Origin of the sequence: Mycoplasmopsis equigenitalium, assembly GCF_024498255.1 — a bacterium.
Taxonomy (GTDB): domain Bacteria; phylum Bacillota_I; class Bacilli_A; order Mycoplasmatales; family Metamycoplasmataceae; genus Mycoplasma_H; species Mycoplasma_H equigenitalium.
The window spans coordinates 274909-289496 of record NZ_CP101808.1 but is presented as its reverse complement, the minus strand read 5'-3'; the positions used below and the strand labels follow the sequence as shown (position 1 = coordinate 289496).

General features: G+C 32.5%; 8 protein-coding genes. 4 read left to right on the top strand and 4 right to left on the bottom strand.

All coding sequences use genetic code 4. The annotated features are described in order from the left end of the window. Nucleotides 1-576, top strand: a complete 576-nt coding sequence (locus NPA09_RS01320) for a toprim domain-containing protein (RefSeq protein WP_129722021.1) — start codon at nucleotides 1-3, stop codon at nucleotides 574-576. 8 nt (nucleotides 577-584) lie between these two features. Here NPA09_RS01320 and NPA09_RS01315 read toward each other — a convergent pair whose 3' ends face one another. From NPA09_RS01315 to NPA09_RS01305, 3 genes are all read right to left on the bottom strand, one after another. Then, nucleotides 585-1118 carry an NUDIX domain-containing protein gene (locus NPA09_RS01315; RefSeq protein ID WP_129722023.1) on the bottom strand — a complete coding sequence of 178 codons (534 nt, stop codon included), beginning with the start codon at nucleotides 1116-1118 and terminating at the stop codon, nucleotides 585-587. Between the two features lie 2 nt (nucleotides 1119-1120). Next, nucleotides 1121-2494 (bottom strand): FAD-dependent oxidoreductase, encoded by a 1374-nt coding sequence (locus NPA09_RS01310; RefSeq protein ID WP_129722027.1) that lies wholly within the window; start codon nucleotides 2492-2494, stop codon nucleotides 1121-1123. A gap of 108 nt (nucleotides 2495-2602) precedes the next feature. Then, nucleotides 2603-3553: a nucleotidyltransferase gene (locus tag NPA09_RS01305; protein WP_129722030.1), complete on the bottom strand. Its 951-nt coding sequence runs from the start codon at nucleotides 3551-3553 to the stop codon at nucleotides 2603-2605. Between the two features lie 112 nt (nucleotides 3554-3665). Here NPA09_RS01305 and rpmF point away from each other — a divergent pair, with 112 nt between their 5' ends. Beyond that, nucleotides 3666-3857, top strand: a complete 192-nt coding sequence (gene rpmF / locus NPA09_RS01300; protein ID WP_129722033.1) for a 50S ribosomal protein L32 — start codon at nucleotides 3666-3668, stop codon at nucleotides 3855-3857. 151 nt (nucleotides 3858-4008) lie between these two features. Here rpmF and NPA09_RS01295 read toward each other — a convergent pair whose 3' ends face one another. Continuing rightward, nucleotides 4009-4572, bottom strand: a complete 564-nt coding sequence (locus NPA09_RS01295) for a hypothetical protein (RefSeq protein WP_129722036.1) — start codon at nucleotides 4570-4572, stop codon at nucleotides 4009-4011. Nucleotides 4573-5118: 546 nt separating this feature from the next. Between NPA09_RS01295 and NPA09_RS01290 the strand changes: the two genes are divergently transcribed. Further along, nucleotides 5119-9609 carry a lipoprotein 17-related variable surface protein gene (locus NPA09_RS01290; protein WP_129722039.1) on the top strand — a complete coding sequence of 1497 codons (4491 nt, stop codon included), beginning with the start codon at nucleotides 5119-5121 and terminating at the stop codon, nucleotides 9607-9609. A gap of 31 nt (nucleotides 9610-9640) precedes the next feature. Next, a complete protein-coding gene (locus tag NPA09_RS01285; protein WP_129722042.1) occupies nucleotides 9641-14464 on the top strand; it encodes a lipoprotein 17-related variable surface protein in 4824 nt (1607 codons plus the stop codon). Nucleotides 14465-14588: the final 124 nt, after the last annotated feature.

Here is a 14588-nt window from a genome sequence, read left to right as displayed (position 1 = left end):
ATGGAAAATCACATTATTAACGAACTTAATCAGGCTTTAAGTAATTTGCCTGGCATCACTAAAAAAACAGCAGCAAAAATTTCGCAACATCTATTAAAGATGGAACCACAAGAAGTTGCTAATTTAATCAAAGCAATTGAAAAAGTTAAAAATTATGTTTTTATCTGTGACCACTGTCATTATATTGCCACTGATTATTTATGCAATATTTGTTTAGATAATAACCGCAATAAAAATCAACTAATGATTGTTGAAACAATTAACGATGTTGACAAAATTGAACAAGGTGAATTTTATAATGGCGAGTATTTTGTTTGAGAACAAGCAATTGATAAAAAACAAAATGCTCCGCTTGAGTTAAAAAGTAACGATTGAGATTATATTAATACTCACACTAATATTATTTTGGCGTTGAGTCCAAATTTACAAGGCGAAATCAAATCAGAATTTTTAATTAACAAATTGAAAAATAAAAATATTTCCAAACTCGCAATCGGTTTACCTTTTGGTTCGCAAATTGATTATATTGATGAAATAACCTTGAAACAAGCATTTGAAAACCGAAAAAAAATCTAGTACAATGACTAGATTTTTTTAGTTAGTAAATAACAAGACGTTAGGCTAGAAAGATAAAGTTCTCTTTCAAAAATTGTTTCTAATTCAGCAGCAGTTTTTCACTCATTATAAGAAACAGCTTCGAATAAGGAACCATCATTCATAATCTCGCCTTGTTCCAAATTTGTTACATCAACTAAAAAATTGAAAACCTTTTCATTCATTTGTGTCGTTGCGATTGACACAGAACTTGCTTTAATATGCTTTTTAGTAACTTTAAAGCCAGTTTCTTCTTGAATTTCCCGGATTACACACTCAACTGGTTTTTCTCCCTCTTCAATTGCGCCCGTTACTGTTGAAGGAAAACAATCATCGAATTTTGTTTTCTCCTCTACTTCTGGCAAAGGTTGATAATGAACTAAAAATAACTTTTCATTATCAACTTTTTTATAAAGTAACGCCGCAATTGAGTTTACGCTTTTGCGCTGACAATAAATAAACCCTTTTTCAGATTTGTGTACAGAAATTCAATCAGTTTCAAATAATTTAGTTGATTTTGACATATTTATTTTTTGTATTTAATACCTAATGCGTTAAGTAATGGCATTAACATGAAGTTAAATGGCTTGTTAAAGTGAGGTAGGAAGTAAACATCACTTAAAGCAAGATCTAGTAATGTCATTTTGTTTTGAATTGCTACAGAAAACATATAAATTGCTTCTGTGTGTCTTACTTTTCCTCAAGTACCTAATTGAGCACCTAAAATTCTTAAAGAATCTTTATCATAGGTCACTTTAATTCCCACTTTTTCTACACTTCTCATGAATTCTGGTCTGTCATTGTCAATTCAATATTCAACAGCAGCGTTTTTGAAACCATTTTCTTTCGCAGCCTTAAGTGTAAATCCTGTTGATGCGTACGAGCAACCAAAAACATTAATTGCGTTTGTTCCTGCTACACCAGGGAATGGAGCATTAACACCAGCAAGGTGAGTAGCAGCCACAACACCAGTTTTAACAGCGTTTGTTGCAAGGGCAACGTGTTGGTATTCACCATTAACCATTGATTTTAAAGCAGCTGAGTCACCTAATGCATAAATGTTAGGATCCGAAATTGTTCTTTGGAATTCGTCAACTTTAATTGCACCATTTGGTAATTTTTCAACATCAATACAATCTGTACGAGGTTTAAAGCCAATTGACATAATTACAAGATCAGCTGGGTATTCACCTTTATTAGTTACAACGCTTGATACGTTTTTACCATCTTTTGATTTAAATTCTTGAACAATTTGACCCAACGCCATGTTAATTTTGTGTGTCTTCATTCTTTTTTCAAGCTCATCTGTAAATTCGGCATCAAAGTAATTTGGAAGCACACGACTTTCCATATCAATTAAAGTAACATTTTTACCTTTAATATGGAATGCCTCAACTAGCTCAACACCAATGTAACCAGCACCAACAACAACAACATTTTTAATGCTTTTATCGTTTGCTTTTTGTTGAATATATTCACCGTGCTGGAATAATTTTGATAACACAATGTTGTTTAAGTTTGCGCCTGGAATGTTAATTTCAACAGGTCATGTTCCACCAGCAAACACTAGTTTGTCATAACTATCCTTAAATTCTTTCTTGGTTCTAAGATTTAAAACAGTAACAGTTTTATTTTCTCGATCAACACCAATTACTTCGTGTTCAATATGAAGATTAATCCCATAATCCTTAATTAATGATGCGGGCGAAGAGTAGAATAAACCGGTTGGTTCTTTAAATTCTCCCCCTACTCATAATGCAATACCACATCCTAAAAATGATGTGTTAGTATTACGATCATATGCTGTGATGTTAGCGTTTGAATTCAAAGTTTTAATTGTTCTTAAAAAACTTGTTCCCGCGTGGTTGGCACCAACAACAATAATTTTTTCTTCTTTCATTTTTTCTCCTTCTATAAGTAATTATTTCCACAATATCACTTCAGAAATATTTTACCATTTTTGAAAATAAAAAGTTTCAATGTAATTTCGTGTGTTTTCATGGCTTTTTTAATAAAAATTGATTCAGAACTTACGAATTTTAAGTCGTAAGGGAAACTGTTTCAAAAGAATCGCAAGCATTACTCGCTTAATTCTCGAGCTAGTATAACGTTTTGAGTTACAACGATCGATAAATTCTTCATATGTTTTTGCATCAATATGTTTTTTAAATAAGTTCTCAATTCCTTCGCTGACAAGTGGAATTTGCGCTAAATCAGTATTATCTGTTTTACGTAAAATTTCTTTAAATCTCTTGAATTTGTCTTGAATTTTAGGAAATTTTGTTTTTAATTTTACAGGCGTATATTTACTTGCTTCTTCATAATTACCTTGTACTAATTGTTCTCGTATATACGTTGCTGATGCATAAACTCCATTTGGAATCTTAGCGTGAAAGTCATTTGTTCTTTTATGACAAAATGGTTCGATCGATAACTTATGTTTATAAATTGCTTTGACATATTCGAGACCTAAAATATCATTTGGCATAATAAATTCACGACCAAAAATTTCTTTTAATGCCTCATTATTAGCGCGTGGAAAAGAGAAGCCTTGCTTCAAATATGATTTTAAAGTCGCACGAAAATTCGAATCTTCGCTACAAATTACATTCGCCGTCTTTTTAAAAACATCAATGTCATTAGTTTCGCTGCCAAATAATAAAGAATTAATATGGTGTTTCTTCATCATTAAAATTGCGTGTTTTGCAAAAATGTGCGCTGCTTGAATAACATATTTTTGTTTCAATTTGATTACTTTTTTCACACCAAATTTCTTTGCAATTTTAACACGTGTGCGAAACGGTAAAATATTTATTTCTGCACGCTGAGTATATTTGCCTGACATAAAAAGATAAATATCATGGCATGGAAAGTGTTTTTTCGCATATTCTAATTGAAAAATATGTCCGTTATGAAACGGATTATATTCAACTACAATACCTAATCGTGGTTTTCGCATATTTTTATTATATAAATTTGCACTTTTATTTTAAAAATTATTTGATAAAATTGAAAAGAATGATTTATAATATTCATTACGATTAATAGCAACATCACATAAGGAGGAGAAAGTGGCAATTGTTCCCAAGCGTAAAACTTCAAAGCAACGTAAACATTTAAGAAGAACCCATGATTCTTTAACAGCAACAGGTACAAGAGCGTGTTCTAATTGTTCAAAACAAATTGAACCTCATGTTGCATGTCAGTTTTGTGGATTTTATAAAAATAAAAAGGTTGCAGGTTTTAAACCTTTAAACGATTAATTAAAAGCAGCGCTGCTGCTTTTTTTATTGCTTTATACTTATCATTGCTAAAACTGTTTTTTGCACAGTAACCTTATGCGATTTTCAACTTCTTCAAAATATAGTTTTAAGTAAATAAAAAACGTCTTACAAACGTTTTTTATTCTCAAAATTAGTTAATGTTATGAAATGACTTAAGTATTAACACATCAGATTGAAGAACTGCAACATCTGTTTTGAGTTGCGCGACATCTGTTTTGAGTTGTGCAACATCTGTTTTGAGTTGTGTGACATCTGTTTTGAGTTGTGTGACATCTGTTTTGAGTTGTGTAACATCTGTTTTGAGTTGCGCGACATCTTGTTCTAGTATATCGAGTCTAGAATTAACCTTGTTAAATTCAATATACATTTCTTTTTTTACGTCAGCAATTGCGCCAAGGAGGGTTTTAGTAAGTGTCTCAAACTTTTCTTCAAATCTCGTTTCAAAGCTATCAAATCTCTTATCAATTTGATCAAATTTCTGATCTATTTGTTTGAATTTGTCATTTTCTGTTTTTTGTTTCATATTATTTTGATCTATTTTTGCAATTAATCAAAGGATATTGGGTTCATTTTCAAACATCATTTGAAACATATCAACATCCGAGTAACGTTTTAAAATAGACATTACCTCCTTATTGGTTAGTTTGGTTGCATCTTTAATTAAATTATAAAGTGCATTTTCATTTTTGGGCATAGATCACCCCCTTTCTTTTTTTATAACCACTTATATATGTATTCTGGAGGGATAAAAAATACTAAAAAAATAAAAAAATATGAAAAGCTGTTATTTTTTCATAGCAACTTGGGTACTTATTGCAATTTACTGAGAATAAAAATGCGTTCATTTCCCTAATTTAGCGTATTTTTTTATCTTTTTTCTCGCTTGCAAAAATGTTTTTTTTCACATTAATGTCTATGTCTGTTTTAAAACATTTTTCGGTTAAATGCAAAGATTTACACTTCATTGATTTTTGTAAATGTTATAAGTTTTTTTTAATCAATTTGTTAAAAATATCCCCTCAAATAGCGCAAAAACTTACTGAAAAATTTTGTTAGTTGAAACCACTATTAAAAAATGATTTATTTCATTTTAGGGCGATATTTGGCCATTTTTTTGCTTTTTTTTTTTTTTTTGCAAAGTTGTATATTTAGGGAGGAAGTAAGATTGTAACTATGTTACATATTAATAGATATACAAACATAACTATAACTTCTTTCACTAAATAGGAGTGTTAAAAAAATGAGTAAAAAAGAACATAATCAAAACGCTGATAGTCATACCGAAAACAAAGACCTTCAGCTAACTCAAAACTCAAACCCAAATCAATTGACACCGCAACCAACACAGACAACAAATTTGCCCGAATACTACACACAATACAACCAACAACCAACCTCTATCCATCCACAGCAAATTGCTAATGCTAGACGTCCACTTAATGTAAAGAATATTGTTGGCGCTTTAATTGCCGTTGCTGCTCCCGTTATTGTTTCGGTAGGCACAATAGCTGTATTGTTAAATGTCGCAAAAAAACAACAAGAAAGCAAAAGTGACATTCAACAAATGAAAACTACACTAAGAAGTTTATCGCTTGATGTTGAAAATAAAGAAAGCAAAAGTGTGATAGATGTTTCATATGACAACTTGCAACTAATTGGAAGCGTGCCAAGCGACTATACCGTGAGTTACGATATTATTAACATCGATAAAAACAATAACAAGCTTACGGCTTGCATTTTTTTAATTGACAAAAATGGTCATACCGAAGTTAGTGACGAAATAACTATTACCGGTTTTAAAGCCCCTGATTGAAATAATAAGGAACTAATAGCCTTAATTGGGGCAGTTTCAAGTTTACGTGGTAACCTAAATGCTATTCGTAAAATCCCACTAAACAAAAACAAAGTTGTAACCTTAAACAATAAAGATAAAGTTGTAACTAACGTCCTTTACCCTGAACTTAGTGATTTAGCAGCAGATACTGGCTTACCACTAACCGAACTTGCTAATAGCGATCCAACTCTTGGTAGTATACCAATTGAGTTAACGTTTAGTTATACACCATTCCTAAGACCAGGTACACAAGAAGTTGATGCGATGGAAGTAACACTTAATCTTACTTGTGACCAAGAAAGTGCAAGTGTTAAATTCATTATCGAAGGTTATCTACCACAAAGTGTTAAAGATTCGCAAACCCTTGATGAAGCTTTTGCTGGTTTAGGTAAAAGTTTTTTAACAAGCAATTACAAAGCCAAAACAACAGAAGAAGTAATTGCTAGCGATTATCTTAATGTTGAAAATATTTTCCAAGATATCCATTTTGATTTTGCAAGTCTAAAATCTAAAATTCCTGAATCAAGTTTTGATACACCAACCTTTGAATTAAAATCAAACGACTCTATAGATGTAAGTATTGTTGCTAAGTTACGCAAAACAACCAAAAATATTAAATTTAATGTTGAAGGTTTTGCGCCTTTACAATTTTCACACCAAAAAGAATTAGAAAACGTTGCTTTAGAAATCGCTAACAGCACTGTTACAAGACAAAACACTAATAAATTACCAAGTCTTCACAAATACGTTGACTACATTGATTTCTTTAACGATGTTGACTGACACTTTGATGACGAGGCAAAGAAAAAAAATATTAGCTTTACACTCGAATCACAAGCACCTAATGATACTCGTGGTGAAAAACTCTTAGTTTTAGTGCTTAGCAAACAAAAAGCTAAGTTACGTAAAAACATTACAGTCACTGGCTTTATGGATGAAAACGCTTGAGCAGAGTATGCATTTAGTCAAATCTTTAGAGAAATGGATGAGTACCATTTTAATACCAAACATGTTAATAATGAAGCATCAGAAGTTACATTTGATACCATTCAAAAACTGGCAACTGATACCGGATATGATTTTGAAGCAAAAACACAACCTTACAAAGTTAACTTAAGAGTTGTACACGAAGTTAATGATGGCGTGTACTATGAACGCGGTGAAAAATTAGTAACAATTGAAGCAGAATTCAACAATATTACTAAAACAAAAGACATTATAGTTCATGGCTTTTTAACTAAAAACAATATTGATCGTCGTAACTTAATGCACTTTGTAAATGAAGTAGGTAAAGAAACAGTAACCAAAAATCACACCGATAAAGGAGTAAGTTCACCAGCTTCAGCATATGCTAATTTTGATGACTTTACCGCTGATGTTGCCGTACCAATTAAAACCATTATGCTAAACTACCAAGGTTTAACTGTAAAAGATTACACCTTGCTTGCTAATGGAGATGGAGTAAGAACCGTTAGTTTTATTGCACAAATTGGTAACGAAACCGAACTAATTACCATGAAAATTAAAGGCTTTTTAAGTGATGCCGCATCACTTAACAAAGATATAGCTGCAATTAAAGCCGCGATTAATGATGAGTACCAAACAACGCTTTACAATGATGATGTTGCTTCAGCAACTTATGATAAATATAATGTGATCGGCGATCTTGATAATGATTGCAAAACATCATTAGTTGACTTAGCAAGTCAGTACGGTGCTACAATCACAATTAAACAACGATTAAATAATGATCCACTCGGGTATGTTAAAGTTACCTTAAACATTAACTTGCGTGGAACTGATTATGAAGAAATTTTCCTAATTAAAGGCTTTTTAACTTCGGCACAATGAAGACTAAAAATACTTAATGAAGCTAAAGCAAAAATTAAAAGTAGTTATACAACTAGCATGTATAAAGACTTAATTCCAAGTACTGACCCTAGTGCAGCGATCTATAAAACTATTACTGAATTAGAAAATGATATTAAAGTAAGCTTTGCAGCGCTAGTACCAAGGATTGATGTTAGCTTTGCTTCAGCAACTCATACTTACAGTTCGCTATCAGGTTATGTACAATGTGACTTAAAACTAAGTTTTCATGGTGAATCAATCGTTCACAGAATTACAGTTACTGGCTTCTTAACAAAAAAAGTAGCATTAAAAAGAATGGTAGATAACTTAATTAATAAACTTCCTAATGAAGTAACCACTAAAAACAATATTGATAAACACGCAAGTATTGTTCCATACCAAACAAGAGATGCACTAAAAAATGATACTCCAATTGATTTAGCAGCACTTGAGGCTAGTCATGAAGTTTTAATTAATATGCAAAAAGTTGCAACCGTTGGTGATAAAAAAGAAATAACACTTCTAATTAAATCAAAAGAGGATCCAACAATTTTTGCAGAAAAAATCATTAATATTACTGGATACCTTACTGCTAAACAGTTTGAAGAAAAAGTTCTTGTTCAAGAACTCATTACACAATGGGGCTCTGAATCTGTCGAGATCATAAGAGCGTACAGTAACTTACCATCAATGATTCGATTTACCGATTTTGACCTAACAATGTCATTTTGCAAACCAAAACCATCGAAACTGCAACAATTAGCAAGACAAATTACAAGCAAATATAAAATTCACGATAATACCCGAGATTTTACGTTTGCTATCGATGAAACTGTTGGTAATGAGAACGATGATGAAAATGGTACAAAAAAAATATATATTTTGATTACATATGGAAATCTTCAAAAACGAGTACCGTTAGTCATTACAAACTTCTGCTCACATAAATGAAAAAAGAAAATGATAGACGGACTTAATTACTGAAAAAATACACGTAAACTAAAATTCGTATTACTTAATAATGGTTTAGAACAAGATGGCAGTTATCATCAAAATGACCCAGATAAGGTTAAAAATGAAGATATTGTCCTCAGATCAGAGGATGGCGCCTCACTTCCTGCCCCTTATAAAATTCGCGAGACAATAAGAAAAAATTTCGACGATTACATCGAAATTAAATATAAACTTATGGCAGAAGAAAATGGTAAGTGATATATCGAAGATACTCAAGCAATCCAAAAAATTTACACAGCAAACCCGCAAACAGTGATTAATAGAGTGTTTGATGCAACAGATTTTGGATATATGATTCGAAGCGAGCACGCTGAATTCCGTATGCATCCTGCTGATACAAAGGTGGTAATTAATTGTTCTTCCCCTGGCACATTAACTGCTCGCGATCTTCAACGTGAAGTGGATAATTCAGGAAAACCAGACACCGTAAATAAATGGTCACAAATGCAATATTTTGAAAAACCACAATATCCTACCGGTTTAACAAATGTAAAAATAACACTTGCACGTATAGATGGAATGATATCTACGGTTGATGAAGAACATAACATTGGTCATAAACGTTGATTAGTAGTAAAAAAACCTACTAATGGAGTTATTGAACGTTCCATTCATTGCTATTCACAAAATTTAGCAAAACACCCCGCGTTAAAATATATTTTTAAGGATCTAGTTTTATATCACGAAAAATATAGTCATATATCAATTCCATTGACTCATTTACCAGCACAAATTCAAACATATTCTTCAGCTATTAATAAAAAAACTGGTACAACTTTTACACACAACCTTGTAATTCAAATTGAATATACCTATTACGGAAAAGTTTATTACAAAAATATCACATCTGCAGAGGCGGCAATTTATATTCCAGAAGACGATAACACAGACGCATATTTCCCTGCCCCAACTCCTGTAGAACAATATCCCGACCAAAGTACAGGAGAGCTTGGTAATGGAACAATATGTTACATATTTGATTTTTCAAAAGCAAATAAAGCTGTTGTAAGAAAAGATGGTAAAGCAATTTAGTTTGTTGCTTTATATATAAAGAAAGGAAAACATGAATCAAAAACCAAATAATATTCCAAGCGTTGCCGAACAACAACCGCAACAACCTACTCAATATTTTCAACAACCAACCCAAATAGTGCCGCTTCACCAGCCGCCACTATCTCCCCAACCGGCACCTAGATCTAGTCTTACTAAGAAAATTGTTAGCTCAGTAATTGCTATTGGGATTCCGGTTGTCATTACAGCCGCGATTGTTGGTGGATTTTTAGGAGCAAGCAAGAAAAAAGAACAAAGCGATCCTAAACTAGCTAATCAAATGAGTTCTAGCTTGAATGGATTAAATGTTGAAATTGAAGATAAACAAGATAAATATCTACTTGATATTAATGATAGCGATCTTAAATTAAAAGGGATTGTTCCTAAAGATTGTAGTGCACACTGCAACATTACCGAACTTGATTATAAAAATAACACAATGCTTGTTTCTGTACGAATTGTGACCAAAGAAGGCCGCGTCTTTGAAAAAGAAATTAGTATTGGCGGGTTTAAAGAAATCAAATATGATGATGCCAATGTAATGGCAGCGCTTAGTGCTGTAACCTCATTAAGAAACAATATTAAAGCTACAAAAAACAAAAATACTGATAAAAAGATCATTACCGCTAACCACAAAAACACTGTTGTTAACGACCTTGTTTATAACAATTCCACTGAACTTGAAAACGATACACAGTTGCCAATTACCAAAATTGAGGCTGATAACAATGTGGTAATTGAGATTATTCAACGTCCACACTACAATCCCGTAACCAAAGAAGTTGATCAATTACAAATCATCGCAACAATTAGTAGCGGAAGTGTAAAATCACAAGTTATTTTCTACATTGATGGCTTTATGTCACAAACCAAAATGGATCTGCAAACCCTTGATTCAATCTTTAGTTCGCTTGGTAAATCATACACAACAATTCACTACGACACCAAAACTAACGAACAAGTTTCACAAAATGAATACTTGGACTTAAACAAGATCTTTGCTGATATTAACTTTGATATCGCTAGTGTAAAAACAGCAAACCCTGAACTTTCATTTGAAGCACCACAATTCAAAATTAGTGGCGACACTGCGCTTGAAGTCAGCATTAATGCTAAACTAGGTAATGCAACAAAAGCACTTGTTTTTGAAGTTAGTGGCTTTAGTTCTCTTAAACAATACAACCGGACTGAACTTAATGAATTTGCCAAAAAATTCATTAGTCCGGTTGCAACAAGATACTACACTAACCGTTTACCAAAAGCATATACTTACCGTGATTACTTAGATTTATTTAGTGATCTTGACTGACACTTTGAGGCTGAAGCACAAACAAGAAATATCACAATTGATTTAAAGTCGCAACAAAACAATGACGATGCTGGTGAAAAGATTGTTGAAATTATCTTAGGCAAAAACCAAGCCGAAGTTAAAGTTTTATTACGTGTTACTGGTTTTAAAACTTTAACACAGTTTGCCGAAGATAACTTTAATACTTTCTTTGAGCAAATCCCTAGTCCTTTATTTACCACAAAACACACAAAGCAACAGCCAAAAGATGTTGACTATAACCTTAATGAGCTTGAATCTGATACCCACTTTAACTTTACTAATGTTGCTAAAGATTATGGTTTAACCATTAGTATTAAAGCGCAAAATAATAGTGGTACATTTGCTGAAAACGGATTTAAACAAGTTACCTTAGAAGTACAGTTAGGTTCACTAACAAAAACCAAAGACATTGTTGTTGAAGGCTTTTTAACTAAAGGCGAAGCGAATAAAATTGATTTTCCAAAGATTTTGGCCGCAATTGGCAATGCGCCACAAACAACCAAAAAATACACTAACCGTGGTGCTAGCGAACCTGATTCACAATACAATACTTTTGATGATTTTGCCAATGATGTGCAAATCAATTTTGCTAGTCTTAAAAGCAGATACCCTGATTTAAAATTCGAAAGTTTCCACACTCTAAACAACGAAGATGGTTTCCGTACCGTTTCGTTTACTGTACGTTTAGGAAAAGAACACTCTGTTCGCACAATTCGCATTAACGGTTTCCTTAACGATGCTGTAGCAGTTGAAGAAAACGTTAAACGAATTAGAAACGCTATTAATGATACTTATGTAACAACAAAACACACAAAACAGTTACCAGCAACCACCTTATATAGTAAGAATCTTGCAAAATATGATGCTGATTTAGGCACAACCCTTAGTACCTTAGGACAAACATACCACGCAACCATTAGCGCTAAAAATGAAACAACCGATCAAAACAATGGTTTAATGATTATTACCTTAAACATTAATTATAATGGTAAAGATTACGAAGAACGCTTTACCATTACCGGTTTCTGAACCAGAGATATTTACATCAATAAGGTTCTTGATTCAGTAATTGCTAAACTAAACTCAACCTACGCAACAACTACCCATACTAAAAAAATACCTAGCAAAGTTAAATACGCCAATGCAGCAGACTTATGCGCTGATTTAGGAATTGATTATGCTGGCATTACCAGAAACAATGGTAATAACGATATTACAATCGAAATCGATAACACCAAACCAGAAGTTAATGATGATACTAATGGAACCAAACAAATTTATCTAAACATAGCCAAAGATGGTCATGTACGAAGTCATCGCATTCTAATTACTGGTTTTAGTAATGAGGAACAATTACATAACAAGGTTGTTGATGATTTTGTCAATGGCTTGACAAAAGAATACACAACTACACTTTACAAAAACACTCACAACACCCAAGTCTTATACCAAACTAAAGCTGATATTAAAAATGATATCGGTCTTGATTTAAGTCAAAAAGAATCGGAGCTAGGTTTATTAATTGATTTTAGTAAAGGGACAATCGGCGAGGGATTTATTGAATTTAATTTAAATGTTAAGTCAGCAGCAAAGCCAACTATTAGTCGCAGTGCCACAATTACCATTCAAGGCTTTTTAGCAACAAATATCTTTGAACGCAATGTGCTTAATGAATATATTGCTAACTTTACGAGCAACTTCACAACCCTTAAGTACACGCAAACCTATGTAAAAAACGTTAAATATAATACTCTAAATGAAATCTATAATGATGGCGCTAAAGGCCTTGAAGTAAAAGCAGAGGAAACTTCGACTAAATACCAAAATAACGATAATAATCGTCAAATTACACTTGAGCTTAATAACGGCATTGCTGATATCGATGATATCGATGCCGCAACCAAGGTAATTCACTTAAAAGCCAGATATGGTAATGAGGTTAAAGAATTCACAATTACATTCGCAGGTTACTTGTCACAAGCTAAATTTGAAGAAAAAGTTCTTGATGAATACTTGTCTATTTTCCGTAATACCCAATTTACAACAATTAACAATAAAAATAATTTACCAGCCAGTGTTAAATATAACAACATCAATGCTATTTTTAATGATGGTGCCAACACACTTAAAACAAAAGCGCATGAAATAACAGAAAAATATAAAGCAAATAATGCCCGCCAAATCTCACTTGCGCTTGATAATACAAAAACAGATATTGACGATAAAAATTCGGGAACAAAAAATATTCACTTACGAGTAAGTTATGGACAAAGTACCAAAGATTTTTCAATCACTTTTACTGGCTACAGCAATGCAGCAACACATAATACATTATTAAAGAAACAACTTAACGACTTCATTAATAATGAATTAAAAGCAATGTTAAAAAATAACGGCAACCCTGTTGATGATCGTTATATGCAAAATCTTCCTAGCGCAGTGCGTAATGAAGATATTATTTTTGGGAAAAAAAATGGTTCGGCAATCGAGTCTTGATTTAACGTTAGTTTGTCCAACATTGTTCGTGATGACCATACCCTACAAATCAGTGTTGATCTAAACGTAACAATTTCCAAAGATGGCGACTCTGCGACACAAAAAGTAACGCAAATAATTAAAACAGGCGATCCTCAAAAAGTAGTAAATGATTTCTTTGAAAATTCTAATTTTGGTTATGTAAAACTAACAAGAGGTTATGACGTCCGTGGTGATTACGAAACAAAAATGAATTTATTCGAGGTCGCAATACCAAGACATACCGATTTTATAAATCTAAAAGATAATTTGGAAGCAAATGATTTGAGCATAAATTATATTACGAGTACTTGAAAACCAAACACAATGAATATTTCCTTTGATATTGCAAAAGTAGAATATAAAACGGATACTACCTATACTGCATATGAAATGGAAAATACTATAGTAACCGAGCCAGGAATGGCGGGGGATATGATATATTTACTTGATAAAATTAATTATGGTGCGTATCGTGGTGTGTTGAGCGAAATTCAAAACAACAAACTTATTCCTTATTATTACAACGGTGACATATCGAGTTCTTTAGAACATGTTGGTGTTGCCTATGCAACAGATTTTGAGCCTGGTAATACCAGTGGTGGCGAATTAAAAACGAGATACAAATCATATAGCAGCACTTCTGACCAAGCGTTGTATGGCGCTTGTCATGGTGTAAGACTAGGACGTTTTGCTGTTGAAAATAATCCTATCCCTGGTTTGGACCACGACGGTATGGCAGACGTTTTTTACCAAGCTCAAATTAACGTAAAAGGCAAGGGCTACATCCATGACGAACCAACCCTTTGAATTAATGTAACATTTGATTTTTTAGGTAAAAAATACTATAAATCTATTCGTTCATCAACGCCGGTAGTTGATTTAGATACAAATATAGGAGTCTTTACAAAACAAAATAATAAATTCTACATTAACTATTACTTCGACATTTCTAAAGAAAATGCAATAGCACGTGAAGACGGCAAAAAATAAAAGAAGTAATTAGCAGTAATTCCAACACAAATTCAACACTTTCGCTTGAATTTGTGTTTTTTTATATTTTTTGCCCGCAATTTTCGGGTTTTTTGCTTTTTTTTTTTTTTTTTGTAAGAGAAAA